The organism is Chryseomicrobium sp. FSL W7-1435, from assembly GCF_038595005.1.
GTDB lineage: Bacteria > Bacillota > Bacilli > Bacillales_A > Planococcaceae > Chryseomicrobium.
The window spans coordinates 389,710-405,577 of the sequence record NZ_CP151997.1 but is presented as its reverse complement, the minus strand read 5'-3'; the positions used below and the strand labels follow the sequence as shown (position 1 = coordinate 405,577).

The 15,868-nt window shown below is 43.0% G+C and carries 19 protein-coding genes; 1 reads left to right on the top strand and 18 read right to left on the bottom strand.

The window, feature by feature from the left end; translation table 11 throughout:
- The 15 genes from MKY84_RS02250 to metG form a co-directional block, all read right to left on the bottom strand.
- A complete protein-coding gene (locus MKY84_RS02250; RefSeq protein ID WP_342527484.1) occupies positions 1 to 225 on the bottom strand; it encodes an anti-sigma-F factor Fin in 225 nt (74 codons plus the stop codon).
- A gap of 45 nt (positions 226 to 270) precedes the next feature.
- Positions 271 to 834, bottom strand: coding sequence for an aminoacyl-tRNA hydrolase (gene pth, locus MKY84_RS02245; RefSeq protein WP_342527482.1), 564 nt, complete (start codon positions 832 to 834; stop codon positions 271 to 273).
- Positions 835 to 928: 94 nt separating this feature from the next.
- Entirely contained in the window at positions 929 to 1,573 is a 645-nt protein-coding gene (locus MKY84_RS02240) for a 50S ribosomal protein L25/general stress protein Ctc (protein WP_342527481.1), read from the bottom strand.
- Between the two features lie 66 nt (positions 1,574 to 1,639).
- Entirely contained in the window at positions 1,640 to 2,599 is a 960-nt protein-coding gene (locus tag MKY84_RS02235; RefSeq protein ID WP_342527479.1) for a ribose-phosphate diphosphokinase, read from the bottom strand.
- Positions 2,600 to 2,631: 32 nt separating this feature from the next.
- Positions 2,632 to 3,996, bottom strand: coding sequence for a bifunctional UDP-N-acetylglucosamine diphosphorylase/glucosamine-1-phosphate N-acetyltransferase GlmU (gene glmU, locus MKY84_RS02230; RefSeq protein WP_342527477.1), 1,365 nt, complete (start codon positions 3,994 to 3,996; stop codon positions 2,632 to 2,634).
- 469 nt (positions 3,997 to 4,465) lie between these two features.
- The gene (gene spoVG / locus MKY84_RS02225; protein WP_342527475.1) at positions 4,466 to 4,771 is read right to left on the bottom strand and encodes a septation regulator SpoVG; all 306 of its coding nucleotides are present in this window, start codon (positions 4,769 to 4,771) and stop codon (positions 4,466 to 4,468) included.
- Positions 4,772 to 4,991: 220 nt separating this feature from the next.
- Positions 4,992 to 5,369: a RidA family protein gene (locus tag MKY84_RS02220; RefSeq protein WP_342527474.1), complete on the bottom strand. Its 378-nt coding sequence runs from the start codon at positions 5,367 to 5,369 to the stop codon at positions 4,992 to 4,994.
- On the bottom strand, positions 5,366 to 6,199 hold the full coding sequence (gene purR / locus MKY84_RS02215) for a pur operon repressor (protein ID WP_342527473.1): 834 nt from the start codon (positions 6,197 to 6,199) through the stop codon (positions 5,366 to 5,368). The genes MKY84_RS02220 and purR overlap by 4 nt, the downstream gene beginning before the upstream one ends.
- Positions 6,200 to 6,262: 63 nt before the next feature.
- Positions 6,263 to 7,120: a 4-(cytidine 5'-diphospho)-2-C-methyl-D-erythritol kinase gene (gene ispE, locus MKY84_RS02210; protein WP_342527472.1), complete on the bottom strand. Its 858-nt coding sequence runs from the start codon at positions 7,118 to 7,120 to the stop codon at positions 6,263 to 6,265.
- 123 nt (positions 7,121 to 7,243) lie between these two features.
- A complete protein-coding gene (locus MKY84_RS02205) occupies positions 7,244 to 7,507 on the bottom strand; it encodes a Veg family protein (protein WP_342527471.1) in 264 nt (87 codons plus the stop codon).
- 94 nt (positions 7,508 to 7,601) lie between these two features.
- Positions 7,602 to 8,504, bottom strand: a complete 903-nt coding sequence (gene rsmA / locus MKY84_RS02200) for a 16S rRNA (adenine(1518)-N(6)/adenine(1519)-N(6))-dimethyltransferase RsmA (protein WP_342527469.1) — start codon at positions 8,502 to 8,504, stop codon at positions 7,602 to 7,604.
- Positions 8,505 to 9,059: a ribonuclease M5 gene (rnmV, locus tag MKY84_RS02195; RefSeq protein WP_342527468.1), complete on the bottom strand. Its 555-nt coding sequence runs from the start codon at positions 9,057 to 9,059 to the stop codon at positions 8,505 to 8,507.
- 72 nt (positions 9,060 to 9,131) lie between these two features.
- Positions 9,132 to 10,373: a ubiquitin-like domain-containing protein gene (locus MKY84_RS02190; protein ID WP_342527466.1), complete on the bottom strand. Its 1,242-nt coding sequence runs from the start codon at positions 10,371 to 10,373 to the stop codon at positions 9,132 to 9,134.
- Positions 10,374 to 10,509: 136 nt separating this feature from the next.
- Positions 10,510 to 11,277 carry a TatD family hydrolase gene (locus MKY84_RS02185; RefSeq protein ID WP_342527464.1) on the bottom strand — a complete coding sequence of 256 codons (768 nt, stop codon included), beginning with the start codon at positions 11,275 to 11,277 and terminating at the stop codon, positions 10,510 to 10,512.
- Between the two features lie 67 nt (positions 11,278 to 11,344).
- Positions 11,345 to 13,303 (bottom strand): methionine--tRNA ligase, encoded by a 1,959-nt coding sequence (metG, locus tag MKY84_RS02180; RefSeq protein WP_342527462.1) that lies wholly within the window; start codon positions 13,301 to 13,303, stop codon positions 11,345 to 11,347.
- 344 nt (positions 13,304 to 13,647) lie between these two features.
- Between metG and MKY84_RS02175 the strand changes: the two genes are divergently transcribed.
- Positions 13,648 to 13,926, top strand: a complete 279-nt coding sequence (locus MKY84_RS02175) for an AbrB/MazE/SpoVT family DNA-binding domain-containing protein (protein WP_094941890.1) — start codon at positions 13,648 to 13,650, stop codon at positions 13,924 to 13,926.
- A 61-nt stretch (positions 13,927 to 13,987) separates the two neighbouring features.
- Here MKY84_RS02175 and rsmI read toward each other — a convergent pair whose 3' ends face one another.
- From rsmI to MKY84_RS02160, 3 genes are read right to left on the bottom strand one after another with little or no spacing between them, the layout of a single operon-like run.
- Positions 13,988 to 14,875 carry a 16S rRNA (cytidine(1402)-2'-O)-methyltransferase gene (rsmI, locus tag MKY84_RS02170; protein WP_342527460.1) on the bottom strand — a complete coding sequence of 296 codons (888 nt, stop codon included), beginning with the start codon at positions 14,873 to 14,875 and terminating at the stop codon, positions 13,988 to 13,990.
- Positions 14,847 to 15,137: a GIY-YIG nuclease family protein gene (locus tag MKY84_RS02165; RefSeq protein WP_342527459.1), complete on the bottom strand. Its 291-nt coding sequence runs from the start codon at positions 15,135 to 15,137 to the stop codon at positions 14,847 to 14,849. Before MKY84_RS02165 ends, rsmI begins: the two co-directional genes overlap by 29 nt.
- A complete protein-coding gene (locus tag MKY84_RS02160) occupies positions 15,121 to 15,867 on the bottom strand; it encodes a tRNA1(Val) (adenine(37)-N6)-methyltransferase (RefSeq protein WP_342527458.1) in 747 nt (248 codons plus the stop codon). The genes MKY84_RS02165 and MKY84_RS02160 overlap by 17 nt, the downstream gene beginning before the upstream one ends.
- Between the last annotated feature and the right edge of the window lies 1 nt (position 15,868).

Genomic DNA, 15,868 nt, shown 5'->3' with positions numbered 1-15,868 from the left:
TTACTGTATCCATTTGTTTAATGAGAAGTAGAGTGGATTACGTTCCATAGCATCGCGACAGTCTAGACAAATACCATCCACGACCCATCGTCCTGGTAGTTCTTCTGTCAGAAGCGGCTGCCACTGTACCTCTTGTTTAGTTAGTGTATCGACGATTTGTGTGAACGATTCATACGGAATCGCACTCGTCTCTTGCCGACAATGCTTACATCGACTACGAATCATGTGCCCACCGCCTTTTATAGACAGTATAGGCCCGCAGTGAGTAAATTATGCACCATTAAAATCATTCATGACTTCTAGGAATGGTTTTTCAAGCCATAAAGCGCAGGCGTCGGCGCTCTTTTTAATCGCCAACTCCATGTCGAGCTGTTCTTCTTCACGAAAATTAGCCAGCACATAGTCCGGCACTTTCATAGTGCCAGGAGGCCGACTAATACCGATACGAATACGGTTGAAGTTTTGCGTACCGAAATGTTGGATTAATGATTTAATACCATTATGCCCGCCTGCACTCCCACGTTGACGAAGTCTGAGCTTGCCTGTTCCAAGATCCAAGTCGTCATAAATGACAACTGTATCCTCTAACTCTACACCGTAGTAATTCATTAACGGTGCAACAGCTTCACCTGAAAGGTTCATGTACGTATACGGCTTTACAAGCAACACTTTTCCATTCGGTGTATGAGCAATAGCGTAAAGTGCATGAAATTTGGTTTGGTTTAACTCAACACCATATTTTTTAGCCAACTCATCAATCACTAAAAAGCCGATGTTATGGCGAGTTTTTTCATATTTCTTGCCCGGGTTCCCCAGGCCAATAATCATTTTCATGGAATACCCTCTTTATTTCATTACGTTATACTTTTCAGTGTACTAGAAAAGAAGAGGAACTGCCATTCCTGACAATTCCTCTCCGGCACTTTACTTATTCAGCTTTTTTATCTTCAGGAGCTTCTTCAGTTGCTTCTACGTCCGTAGCGTCTTCTTCAGACTCTTCCTCTACTGAATCAAGTTCTTCTAGTTCTTCATCAGAACGTGGTGCTGCTACAGCGAATAGTGAGTAGTCATCTTCTTCTAAAATTTCAAAGTCGATTTTTTCACGAACATCACCTAGCGTAATGGAGTCGCCAATAGCTAACTCACTTACATCCACCTCGATGTGATCTGGAATATCAGATGGTTTCACACGAACTGTTACTTGATAGTTCACTTGAGTTAGAGATCCACCTTCGTTAACACCAGCCGCTTCTCCTACTGGAGTTACGTTTACAGAAACTTCAAGTTCTTCAGACATGTTGATTGCTAAGAAATCAGCGTGTACAATTTGCCCTTTAATTGGATCTTGTTGGTAGTCTGTTAATACAGCGTTGATTGATTTGCCATCAACGTCTAATTTCATGACACCATTACGTCCAACTTCACGTAAAGTTTTGATTAATTCAATTTCTTCCACAGCAATCGCTGTGTTTTCAGTTTTATATCCGTAGACTACTGCTGGCACAAAGCCCTTTGCACGTAGTGCTGTGTTTTCTTTCTTTGATTCACGTTTTTGAGTTGTTACCTTTGTCATAGTCATTCACTCTCCTAGTTATACTAGTTTAATGTTTACCCCAAGACATCAGGTGTTAAACCTTTATCAATCAAATAATGTGCTGACAGACTTTTCTTCATAGACACGAACGATAGCATCTGCAAGTAATTTCGCAATAGAAAGCTCCACAATTTTTGATGATTTTTGACTATCATCTAATTTAATAGAGTCCGTTACAACTAGCTCTTTAATTACCGAGTTCTCGATACGTTCCATTGCTGGGCCTGATAATACAGGGTGAGAACAGCAAGCATAGATGTCTTTTGCGCCATTTTCTTTAAGAGCCGCTGCTGCAATTGTGATTGTTCCAGCTGTGTCGATAATGTCGTCGATGAGAATAGCTGTTTTGCCCTCTACGTTCCCGACGATATTCATAACTTCTGCCACGTTTGGACGTGGACGGCGCTTATCAATGATAGCGATAGTTGCTTTTAAGCGATCAGCCATCTTACGAGCACGCGTTACGCCACCATGATCAGGCGATACGATAACAATTTCAGAAGGATCAAAGTTTTTTTCAAGGAAATAATCCGATAATAATGGTACGGCTACTAAGTGATCGATTGGAATATCGAAGAAACCTTGAATCTGTGGAGCATGCAAATCAAGTGTGATTGCACGTGTTGCGCCAGCAGAAGTTAAAAGATTTGCTACGAGTTTCGCTGTGATCGGCTCACGAGAGCGTGCTTTACGATCTTGGCGTGCGTAACCATAGTACGGGATAACTACATTGATTGTACGTGCAGAAGCACGCTTTAATGCATCTAACATAATAAGCAGTTCCATCAAGTTTTCATTCACTGGGGCTGACGTTGATTGAATAACAAATACGTCACTACCGCGAATACTCTCTTCAATATTGATTTGCACTTCTCCATCACTGAAGCGTGTAACCGTTAATTTTCCAAGGGGAACTCCAACTTCTTTCGCAATGCTTTCAGCGAGTTCCGGATTCGAATTTAGTGTGAAAATCTTTAACTTTGAACCTGCGTATTGATAGGGCATGTTAATCCTCCTGAGTTTGGGTAGATTGGGGTTTACTTAATACGTTTAGCGTAACCTTCTTTATTTTCCTGCTTTACGCGTCCAATGGCTAGTGAATCTTCTGTTACATTTTTCGTCACAGTTGTTCCGGCAGCGACATAAGCGCCTTTTCCGACCGTGACAGGTGCGACAAGATTTGAGTTACAACCGATGAAAGCATTGTCCTCGATAATTGTTGTAAATTTATTTTTTCCATCATAGTTCACTGAAATTGTGCCACAGCCAATGTTCACGTTTTTGCCGATTTCTGCGTCACCCATGTAGGTCAGGTGGGAAAGTTTTGACCCTTCTTGAATCGTGGACTTTTTCACTTCCACGAAGTTACCGATTTTCACGTGGTCTCCTAAATCTGAACCTGGACGAATATGCGCGAATGGGCCAACCGCTACGTGGTCTGCGATTTTGCTGTCTGTTACGACCGAAGAATGGACAGTCGTCTCATTTCCAATGTGTGCATTTTTCAAATGGCTGTTTGGACCAATCGTGCTCTTTTCGCCAATAACTGTATTTCCTTCAAGCATTGTACCCGGAAGTAAGACAGTGTCAGAACCAATCACAACGTCTGCTCCAATATACGTAGAGGCAGGATCAATGATTGTGACGCCTTCACGCATGTGGTGAAGTGCTAGGCGATTGCGCATATAACTTTCAGCTTGCGAAAGTGCTACACGGTCATTAACACCTAGTAACTCCTCTGCATCCGCTGCTGCAAATGCTGCAATTGCTTCCCCTTGGTCTTTCAAAATGCTGATCACATCCGTTAAGTAATACTCGCCCTGAGAGTTGTTGTTGTCGACTTTTTTCAGCGCTTCGAAAAGTGCCTTGTTGTCGAAACAGTACGTCCCTGAGTTGATTTCTTGAACCTTTTGTTGCTCGGCTGTTGCATCTTTTTGTTCAACGATGCCTTTTACTAGGTCGTCTTCTCCCCGAAGGATACGTCCGTAGCCAGTCGGGTCTTCAACGATAGCTGTAAGAATGGTTGCTTTTGCACCCGCTTCTTGATGTGTCGCCATAAGCTGTTGAATGGTATCCGGCGTGATAAGTGGTGTATCTCCACAAATAACGATTGTCGTGCCTTCACGACCGTCTAACACTTGCTCGGCTTGTTGAACGGCGTGTGCTGTTCCTAATTGCTCTTCTTGTACGACATAAGTGGAGCGTTCGCCCAGTGTATCTTTGACCATCTCTGCGCCGTGACCGACGACAGAGACGATTTCTGAAGCGCCTAATTTTTCCATGTTGCCGACAACGTGGTCGACCATGGGTTTGCCACATACTGGATGTAATACTTTATATAAAGATGATTTCATTCGCGTGCCTTTACCAGCCGCTAATACGACTGCAAATAAGTTTGTCATTAGCCTTCCTCCATGTCATTTCCTCTTTTGACTATAGCCGATAAAATCGCATTTTTCAACAATTTCTCTATTGACAAAATTGCGAGAAAACATTATGTTTATACGTTTTGATTTTTATTACCTAAGCCCTTGCTAGAAAGATCTTTGGCAATTTTGGGTTGGGGGGGGTGGATTGGTTTCCATAATTCGACTTCGTCTCATTAAAATTTGATTTTGTCGAAGAAATTTCGATTTGATCTCATTAAATCTCGATTTTGTCGAAGAAATCACGATTAGCGACCAAGAACGACCGCTCAGTCTCTGAGCAAACGCCTTCCACATCTAAACGCAATCGAGTTGCAGGCGTTAGAAATACATTCGAAAATCAATCGCACCCCTAGAGACAAAGAGAGTCTCTAGGGGCACGCTTGATTCCCGAAGCATTTCTGAGCAAACGCCTTCCACATCTAAACATAAAAAAACAAAGCTATTAGGAATAGCTTTGTTCGGCTGCCAACGGAACGGTCTCGTCCTGTGGCTGTGTATCTGATTGATGGTAGGCGGCAAGCACGGCGTCTTGCACTTTTGTGCGTGTGGTTGCATTGATAGGGTGCGCAATGTCTCGGAATTCTCCGTCTGGTGTGCGCTTACTTGGCATCGCCACAAATAGTCCGCCATTTCCGTCAATGACACGTAAGTCGTGCACCACAAATTCATGATCCAATGTAATCGATGCAATTGCTCGCATTCTACCCTCTGTTTCTACTTTTCGTAACCGAACATCCGTTACCTCCACGGTTGTCACCACTCCTCATTCTAAGATGTACTTGTCCTGCTTTTATAAGCTTTCTACAAAAGTGTAACAATTCCTTCTATTTTATTAAAAAAATTTCAAATAGTCTAATAAATTCGAGAATTTGTGGTGGAGTAGCTAAATAACCGCAGAATTGATTCCTGTCATCTACCAATTTCTATAAAAAAACCGCCTGTCAGCACGACAGACGGTTCACTACTAGTTATTCACTGACAACAGCAATAACTTCAATTTCAACTTTCACATCTTTCGGTAAACGCGCTACTTCTACTGCTGAACGAGCAGGTTTATGACCAGCAAAATGCTTTTCATACGCTTCGTTAAATTCTACGAAGTCGTTCATGTCTTTTAAGAAGACCATTGTTTTGACAACATGATGGAGTGAAGAACCCGCTTCTTCAAGAACCGCTTCTAGGTTTTTGAAGACTTGCGCGGTTTGCTCCACGATAGAGCCATCCACAAGTTCGCCATCGGCAGTTAACGGAATTTGACCTGAGCTGTAGAACAGGCCATTGACGACCATTCCTTGAACATAAGGCCCGATTGCTGCAGGCGCTTTAGTTGTTGATACGATTTTCATTCGTGAGTTCCACCCTTCTTAAAATAATTACCTTCTTCAAGTACGATAGAACCGTTGCGCTCATCGACTTGTTTTAATTTTAATAAAGAAACGTAGTCCTGCACAAGAACTTCGGCTGTGTGCTCAGCTTCTACCAAAACAGCCACACCTGCAAGCTCACCATCGAATTCAGCAAGTAAACTCTTCATACCGTTCACCGTGCCGCCGACCTTCATAAAATCATCTGTCAGCAAAACGCGTTTCCCTTTTTCCATGCTGCGTTTAGAAAGTACCATCGTTTGGATACGACGGGCTGAACCCGATACGTAATTGATACTGACAGTCGGCCCTTCTGTCACCTTGCTATCACGGCGTACGACAATAACAGGGACGTTCAAATGACGCGCAATTGCATGAGCAATGGGAATCCCTTTTGTGGCAACAGTCATAATAGCATCAATCTTTTGAGTAGCGTACACAGTGGCAAATACTTTACCGATCCGGTTCATCAATTCCGGATCTCCAAGCAGGTCAGTCATATACAAATACCCACCAGGTAGCAGTCGGTCGGATTGCGACATTCTAGTTTTTAATTCATCCGCGATAGCGCGGATTTCTTTCTCATGTAACTTAGGAATGTATTTCACACCGCCTGCTGCTCCCGGGACCGTTAACAGATGACCTTTGCCTCGTGCCTCTAACGTTTCACTGACAATCGTTAAATCCTCACTGATGGAAGACTTGGCAGAATCATAAAGAGATGCGAAATACGTTAAGGGAATAAGTCGGTGGGGATGTTCCAGCAGATGCTGGGTCATGTCTACCAGCCGTTCACTTCGTTTCCACTTCACGTGATTTCCTCCAATTCCGAATATTTTACAGTAAACGTACCATAATCATACGTTTTTTAGCAACTATTCTCGGTCTCCCAACAGACGAACACAATAGACTTCGTCACAAAAACCTCGAAGCGCATTTACTACGCGTTGAGCACGAGATTCTTGTTGCACGATGCCAAACACGGTAGGACCGCTTCCCGACATCAACACGCCCTCTGCACCGAACCGCTTCATTTGCTCTTTTAGCTCTTTCACTTCTGGATACAGGGATAAGGTGACGCCTTCTAATGTATTTCCCAGACCGTCAACCATGGCCTGAAAATTTTTGTCTTCAATAGCTTTGATCATCCCTTTAGTGTCGGGGTGGAATGCCGTCGTTAAGTCGAGTTGCCCATAGATCTCAGCGGTCGACACACCGATGATTGGCTTGGCCAGAATGACCCAACAAGGCGAAGGAGATGGTAAGTGCTCAATCTTCTCACCGCGACCTGTGGCAAGTGCTGTTCCACCGTAAACACAAAATGGTACATCTGAGCCGATTTCTGCACCTAACTCTGCGAGCTCATCAAGCGTCAGTCCAAGACTCCATACATGGTTTAATCCTCGAAGGGTGGCTGCCGCATCTGAACTTCCTCCAGCTAGACCGGCTGCTACGGGAATCATTTTTTCAATGGTGATAGAGACGCCTTGTGTCACACCATACTTCTTTTTTAAGAGATCTGCTGCCTGATAGGCTAAATTTTTAGCGTCGTTTGGAATGAAGCGGTCAACGGAGACGATCTCAATGACGCCGTCTTCTCTTGCTTCTAAACCGATACGGTCGTAGAGATCAACCGTTGTCATAATCATTTCGACTTCATGGTAACCGTCTTGGCGTTTGTATAACGTATCGAGTGTTAAATTGATTTTGGCGGGTGCTTTTACAAAATACATACCGAATTAATCCTTTCGAAGCAAACCGTGTTTGCTAAATTCTGTATACTCAGTGTAACACAAAAAAGCACCTCTCTCCTTATGGAAAGAGGTACTCTTATGTATGAGTGCAAAAGAAAAAATTTATTTGACGGCCACTAAGTTGTTGGCATCATCATAAATAGAGATTTCAACAGACTCTGTTAGCACGTCCGCATAACTATAAGATACGCGTTCGAATGCATTTTCTTCTTGATCTAGATCAATAACAAATACAGCGTGGTACGTTTCGCGCAAAATTCCTGCACGTTCAACTGTTTTCTTGCGACCACCATTGGCGCGTAACTGCAAACGTTTGCCTAGGTGGCAATCTAACGACTTTTTAATATCCGCTAATGTCTTTGGCATTCTGCATACACCTCACTGGTATTTAGAATAACACAATGTCATGAAATTGTCAAAATTTATTATTTTAACAAGGATACACAACTACTGTCAACGATTATTTATTTCCTCCACGCCATAACTCATAAAAAGTTTCATAGAGAGCATCAGCAAGCGCTCCAAACTCTTGTATAGAGAGGGTTTCGCCTCGACGAGTAGGGTTAATACCAGTTTCTTCAAGAGCTTTCAGAATATCCTCTTTATGTGCTTTTCCTTCCGGAAGCGAGGTCTGTAAGTTGTTTAAAATGGTCTTGCGACGTTGAACAAAGGATCCTCTGCTGACCAAGAATAAGAAATCTTCATCTTTCACAGTGACAATCGGCTCTGTACGACGCGTTAATTTGATAACAGCTGAATCCACATTTGGAGGCGGCATAAAAACAGTTCTCGGAACGGTCATAGCAACCTCTGCATCCATATAATACTGAATGGCAATAGAAAGTGATCCGTATTCTTTTGTTCCTGGTTTTGCTGTAATACGGTCGGCCACTTCTTTTTGCATCATAACGACCATACCCCGAATCGGTAAGCGGTCATGAAGGAGCTTGAGCAGAATAGGCGTAGTGACGTAGTAAGGCAAGTTTGCAACTACCATAACATCTTTGAAGTCAGCAAGTTCTTGCTTGAATACGGCATCAACATCCGCTTCTAGAATATCACTATGCACGATCCTTACATTATCATATGGTGAAAGCGTGTCCGCTAGAACCGGCAATAGTCGTTGATCGATTTCAAAAGACACCACTTTTCCTGCAGAGCGAGCCAGGTGTTCTGTCAGAGCACCGATACCTGGTCCAATTTCAATAGCAGCTGAATCTTTCGTTAATCCCGCGTGGGACACGATATTCCGTAAAATGTTGGGATCGATCAAGAAATTTTGTCCTAAACTTTTCTTAAGTGCAAATCCGTATTTTTTTAAAATTTCCTGTGTACGTACAGGTGTTGCAATATCTTTTATCATCTATTTTTCCTCCTGTTCCAACACATCGAGCGCTTGTTGCCACTCCTGCTGCGTGATTCGGAACATATCTAATCGTTTTAAGAGTTGCTTGCCATTTGTGTAGCCGATTTGCAAAATGTCACCTAAACGCTCTCTACGTGAAGCAGCGTCAGGATGCCCGATGAGCTTGGCATCGAGCAGTTGTTGCTGCGTAAATGTAGCAACAGGCCGTTCTTCTGGCGTGTAGACATTTGCAAGGGCTTCTCGGATGGCTTCATCTGTTGCGTGCTCAATCCCTACACCACTGCCATTTTTTGCGATAGCTTGCTGTTTTGGTAAAAAGGCATGCTTTACGCCCGGGACTGTTTCTTCGATAATGGCGCGAATGCGTCTTCCAGGATAATCGGGATCTGTAAAAACGATGACACCTCGCACCTCCTGGGCACGTTTAATTTTTAAAAGAGTCTCTTTGGACACAGCTGACCCGTTCGTCTCTATTGTATCAGCTTGTACGGCACGACGAATGGCGGTTGTGTCGTCCTTCCCTTCGACTACAATTATTTCCTTGAACGTCATCATGAACTCCCCTTGTTCCATTGTACGCAGAAAAGCTCTCCCTGTCATCGCAAGGAAGAGCTAATCCCGTTATTAATTAATAATTTTTATGCGGACAGATTTCCGTCCAAATGCGTAGGCTTGTTCTTTTGTTGGAACGAAGATATCAATTTTATTCCCTTTGATTGCTCCGCCTGTATCTCCTGCGATTGCATACCCGTATCCCTCTACCCATACTTTAGAGCCTAATGGAATAACGCTTGGATCCACAGCAATCACTTTTAGATGTGGGTTTGCTTTTAAATCAATCCCTGTTGCTGTGATTCCTGAACACCCTGTGCAGTAGGCTGTGTAAGCCGTAGCTGTCACATAGAATTCACGTCCGGCAGGTTCTGAAGAAGCGTTACGTGATACCGGTTTTGTGGTAGGTGCAGCTACTTTTTGAGTTGTTGCGGCTGCCACCACTACTTTGGTACCTAAATGCACGACTTTATTGGTCGCCTTTTCTTTCACTTCTTCGGAAAGTACTTTCTTATCGACTACTTTGCCGTTTTCTTTGGTGATTTCTATCGTCCGGGCAATCGTTCCAGGTTTCCCTTTACGTACCACTTTTTCCTGGCCTTTTAAAAGCGAATCGTCTTTTTTAGTTTCCGTCTTAAACGCTATGTCTTCTTCAACTACATCGGTGACTTTTTCTACACGAGTAATTTGGACGACAGAGTCGGGTGTCACCACCTTATCTGGCTCTAAGTTGACTCGGTCGAGTTTAGATAAATGAATGCTATTTTGTTTTAAAAAGTCAGCGACCGTAGTCGAAGTGGACCAAACGAGTTTTTCTTCTGTCCCATCGATCAATTTTACTTGATACGCTTTTGCAATCGAAATTTCATTTAGTTGTCCGACCTCCGCATCTGCGGCAGGTGCAATTTGGTCATACTCGGTTACTTCAACGCCCGCTTGGGCTAAGATATCTGATACGCGATCCGCGGTTGTATCAATGGTTTGTTTTTTTCCATCGATCAGGATCGTAATGGTTTGTGCCTGTTCCCACTCCACTGCTAAATCATGAGCAATTGAAGTGTTCAATGAGGGATATACATGATCGGCTTCTGCAACATCGATTTCTTGTTCCTCGAGAAGTTCGCCTACTGTATCTGCATGAGTTGCTAATTCTTGTTGTTGTCCGTTGACAGTCAACGTGACCGTCTTTTTCGTTCCTTCGAATAATATGAAAGAAACGACTGCAAGAAATACAAGTAGAGTGACGATAGTCATCCATGTATCCTTGCTCCTCAATGAGTTAGAGAACAGGTTTTTCATGGTAAGATTTGACATGAAAAACGCCTCCTTATTCACTCGGATGATTATATCTAGGTATCTAGATAATTGTCAAGCTCAATTGTATGAGCTTTATGTCGAAACCGTGTCAACCGGTGTGCTACTCAGTATGGAGACGTTTCATGCATTTTAATCAAATGCCAAAGAATTTTTCTGCATTTCTTGTGGTGATAGCCGCCACTTCTTCCACAGGCATTTCTTTCAGGCGCGCAATTTCTTCTGCCACTAAAGGAACATAAGATGGTTCATTGCGTTTGCCTCGGAATGGGTGGGGGGCTAGGTACGGCGCATCCGTTTCAATAAGTAAATGCTCTATGTCAATTTCCGCAGCGACTTCTTTAGGAGTTTTTGCATTCTTGAATGTGACAGGGCCTCCGAGGGAGATCATGAAGTTCAAACGAATGGCCTCATGAGCCGTTTCAACACTTCCACCGAAACAATGCATGATTCCTCCTGTTAGATGTGCTTCTTCTTCTCGTAAAATGCGCAGTACATCTGCCGTCGCTTCCCGATTGTGAATGATTAGTGGTAAGTTCACGCGCTGTGCCAAACGAATTTGTTTTCGGAAAATGTCCTGCTGCACTTCTTTTGGCGATTTGTCCCAGTAATAATCGAGACCGGTTTCTCCGATACCTACTACTTTTTCATGACTAGCGAGTTCTTCGATCCATTGCAACTCTTTCTCTGTACAGTCCACGGCATCAACCGGATGCCAGCCGACAACTGCATAAATATCTGGGTCTGCTTCTGCAAGTGCAATTGCTCGTTGAATCGTTTTCGTATCAAACCCGATGACCACCATTTTTTGAACACCTTTTTCACGTGCTCGCGTGATGACCTCTTGTAAGTCCTCATCGTATTGGTCCGCATTCAAATGGACATGTGTATCAATAAATTGCATCGTCTCATCCCTTTCTTCAATTCCTGAGAAAAAAGAGCCCGCACAAACTGGCAGGCTCTACTAAGTATTATTTAACTTGCGCACCGTTTTCAAGCTTTTGGTCTACTTCTGCAAGTGTTAGATAGCCATTTTTAGAACCCGCTAAAATCATTCCTTGCGAAAGTTCTCCGCGCAGTTTGACGGGCTTCAAATTTGCTACCACGATTACTTTTTTACCGATAAGATCCCGCGGCTTGTAGTGCTCTGCGATTCCAGAAACGACTTGGCGCTGTTCATAGCCCAGGTCAAGTTGCAATTTCAGTAATTTTGAAGTTTTTGGAACAGGCTCACACGCTGTTACCGTCGCCACACGAAGGTCGACTTTCATGAAATCATCAATAGAGATTTCTTCGACTTCTGGCGCTTGTTCTTTTTCTTCTTCTTTAGGCGCTGGTGCAGCTCCACCTTGCATTTGTTCACGAATATAGGCCGTCTCTTCTTCAACATCTAGACGAGGGAAGATTGGTACTCCCTTCTCAATGACTTTAGTTCCCTGCGGGATACCATGGAATGCGTTTAAGCCGTCCCAAGAAAGGTCTTTTTCAGAAAGTCCAAGCTGGCGTAAAATTTCCGTTGGGTTCTTTGTAAGGAACGGTTGTACAAGAATCGCTGTAATTCGTAAGCTTTCTGCTAAATGAACCATCACAGATGCTAACTTTCCACGGTCTGCTTCTTCTTTAGCCAAAACCCATGGCTGCGTTTCATCAATATACTTATTCGTTCGAGAAATGAAAGCCCAAATATCAGACAAGACAATACTGAATTGCATCTTCTCCATATTGTCTTCGACTTTTTGTTTAGTTTCTTCAAACAGTTCATGAAGCGTTTTGTCGAATTCGGTCTCTACTGCTTGTTCCACAGGAATGGAACCATCAAAGTATTTATTGATCATCGAGATTGTACGATTCAATAAGTTCCCCAGGTCATTCGCTAAATCATAATTTGTCCGTTCAACGAAGGATTCAGGCGAGAACACCCCATCTGAACCAAACGGTAGCTCGCGCAATAGGAAATAGCGCGTTGCATCCAGTCCATAACGCTCCACTAACATTTCTGGATAGACAACATTGCCTTTCGACTTCGACATTTTGCCGTCTTTCATCATGATAAAACCATGGGCAAATACTTTTTTCGGAAGCGGTAGGTCAAGAGCCATCAAGAAGATCGGCCAGTAAATCGTATGGAAGCGTACAATATCCTTCCCGACAACATGTACGTCAGCCGGCCAGTAAGTGGCAAACTTTGAATTATCTTCTGAACCATAGCCAAGAGCTGTAATGTAATTTGACAAAGCATCGACCCAAACGTAGATAACGTGTTTTGGGTCTCCAGGAACTTTGATTCCCCAGTCAAACGATGTACGAGACACCGATAGATCTTCTAAGCCAGGCTTGATGAAATTATTGATCATTTCATTTTTACGAGATTCCGGCTCGATGAAGCCAGGATTTTGATCATAATAAGCCAGCAAGCGATCTGCATATTTCTTCATGTTGAAGAAATATGACTCTTCTTTCACTTTTTTCACTGGTCGTCCACAATCGGGACAGTTGCCATCGACAAGCTGCTTCTCTGTAAAGAAGGATTCACAAGGTGTGCAATAGTTTCCTTCATACTCCCCTTTGTAAATATCTCCATTATCTAAAAAGCGTTGAAAGATTTTTTCGACAGCGTCTGTGTGACGTTTTTCAGTCGTACGAATAAAGTCATCGTATGAGATATCCATGATCTTCCACACTTGTTTTGCCGCTTCAGCAATCTCGTCGACATACACTTGGGGCTCTTTATTATTTTCTTGGGCTTTTTCTTGGATCTTCTGGCCGTGCTCATCCATTCCCGTTAAAAAGCGTACATCGTACCCTTTCAAACGCTTATAGCGCGCAATCGCATCGGAAGCCACAGTTGTATAGGCTGTACCGATATGGAACTTACCACTTGGGTAATAAATCGGGGTCGTAATGTAAAATGTTTTCTTTTCTTGAGTCATGCGAATGCGCCTCCACTAGTTTCATTATTCTTCATTGTATCGAAATCGGGGTGTTGATTCAATTGTTGTGGAAAAACTCTCTGTCGACAAAGTGATTAAACATCATTCGACAAATCCACTTATTCCCTTAACTTGCTCTTTCTGAGTTATATTTGGTAACTCGAAAGAAATTGACGTTATAAATTTATTATCATTATTTAATTTTATCATATTATTACCATATTTGACGAATCTTTTGAAGTTTAATGAATTGACGTATTTGGGAGTTGTTGGTATGATAAAATCCATAACCGAAACGATTTGTCGAATAATGACGAATTATATTCCGAGAGGGGAAACAACTAATGAAATCTACAGGTATTGTACGTAAAGTTGATGAACTAGGACGCGTAGTTATTCCAATCGAACTTCGCCGCACACTAGGTATTGCAGAAAAAGACGCTCTTGAAATTTATGTGGATGACGACAAAATCATCTTGAAAAAATATTTACCAAACATGACATGTGCTGTTACTGGCGAAGTGTCAGATGACAACCTACGTCTAGTTGGCGGAAAATTAATCCTTAGCCCAGAAGGTGCTGAGCAATTAATTAAAGAAATCCAAACCAACTTAACGAAATAAGCGTATTCCTCTTTTTTATAAAAAGCTGCCCTCCGGATCCCGGAAGGCAGCTTCTCTTTTTTTATTGGCCTTCTAAATGATAAGCAGCGTAGACATCTCGCTTATTCACTTGACGCGCAGTCGCTACTTCTTTAATTGCCTGCTTAGAGGACAAGTCCTTCTGCAACATAAGTGTCTCGACATGGCGCTTCACATCTAACTCTTCCCACCATTCAGCAGATTTATTCGCTTCAACGGTTTGTTCAGATGTACCTGCAACGACTACACAAAACTCTCCTCGAATTTCATGAGTTGTTGCCCACTCTATCGCCTGATCAACAGTTCCTCTAATGAACTCTTCAAACTTCTTTGTTAGCTCACGAGCCAACACAATTTGACGTTCTCCCCCTAAGACTTCTTGAATGGCCGCCAACACTTCTTTGAGACGATGAGGCGCTTCATAATAAATCGTCGTTTCGGTTCGCGATAGTAACAGCTCAAGTGCCGCCTTACGTTCTTTTTTACCCCTTGGCAAAAAACCATAGAATGTAAAAGGTTGGGCCGGAATGCCTGATGCAATGAGTGCTGTAAGGGCTGCATTTGCTCCTGGGACTGGAACTACAGCGAATCCTTCAGCAAGTGCTTTACGCACCAAATCATCGCCGGGATCCGAGATACAAGGCATGCCCGCATCACTGACTAATGCCACAGACTTCCCTTCTTTTAGCAGGTTTAGCAATTTTGCTCCCCCTGCTTCTTCATTGTGGGCATGATAGCTCACGAGTGGCGTATCAATCTCAAAATAATGACAAAGTTTCTTCGTATTTCGTGTATCTTCTGCCGCAATCACATCGACTTCTTTCAAGATGCGAATGGCCCGAAACGTCATATCTTCTAAGTTACCAATCGGTGTGCCTACTAAGTACAGGCAGCTTGATTGTTCAAATTGATGTGAGGATTGGATGTGCATTGTCACGCTTCCCTTCTATATACTGTTCTTTTTGCTTACGCGATAGCTGTTTAAAGGCATATTCTTGTTTCATGGCAAGAGATCGAGTTTCAAATTCCTCCAAATGAACTAACTTTACAGGTAAACGGGGGCGAGTATATTTGGCCCCTTTTCCATCATTGTGTTCCTTCAATCGAATTAGCACATTTTTGGCATAACCCGCATAAAAAGTCTCATCTTCACAACAAACTACATAGAAATAATGACTATTTTTTACTTCCATATAAAATTTCCTCGATTTCTGGTGTATACATGCCATTTTCTTGATAAACAGTGATAGGCGGCAACACTTTCACATCAGGTTTCCCATCTTTAATTCCTTCTATTAGTAATGTATTTGCTTCACGACCTTCTTTTGGGTAAACAAGTTGAATGCGTTTAGGTTCCAAGCGGTTGCGCTTCATCGCATCAATCAACTCGATCATACGACCAGGACGATGGACAAAAGCAGCCTTCCCCCCTTGTTTCAGCAAAGAGCTTGCATTAGCTACGGCCTCTTCAAGGGTCAAATGAATTTCATGTCGGGCAATTGCATGATGTTCCAATAATTTTTGGTCATGAGCCGCTTCCGCTGTAAAATAAGGAGGGTTACATGTCACCGTGTCGAATTTTTCTGACCCTAAGTGTCGAGCAATGCCTCGTACGTCTCCTTGTTGAATGGTAATCTGTTGCTCCAGCTCATTGTAAAGAACGCTGCGAGTCGCCATATCAGCAAGGCGTTCCTGCAGTTCCACGCCAATAATTGGTGCTTGTGTTCGCGCACTTAGAAATAATGGGATGGCCCCGTTGCCTGTACACAAATCTACGATTTTACCTCGTTTTAATGGGATGGAGGCAAATCTCGCCAGTAGAACGGCATCGAGAGAGAACGAAAATACGGACGGGCTTTGAATGATTCGCAGATCTTCTGCCAATAAATAATCCAACCTCTCATCCTCACGTAGTAAATCCACT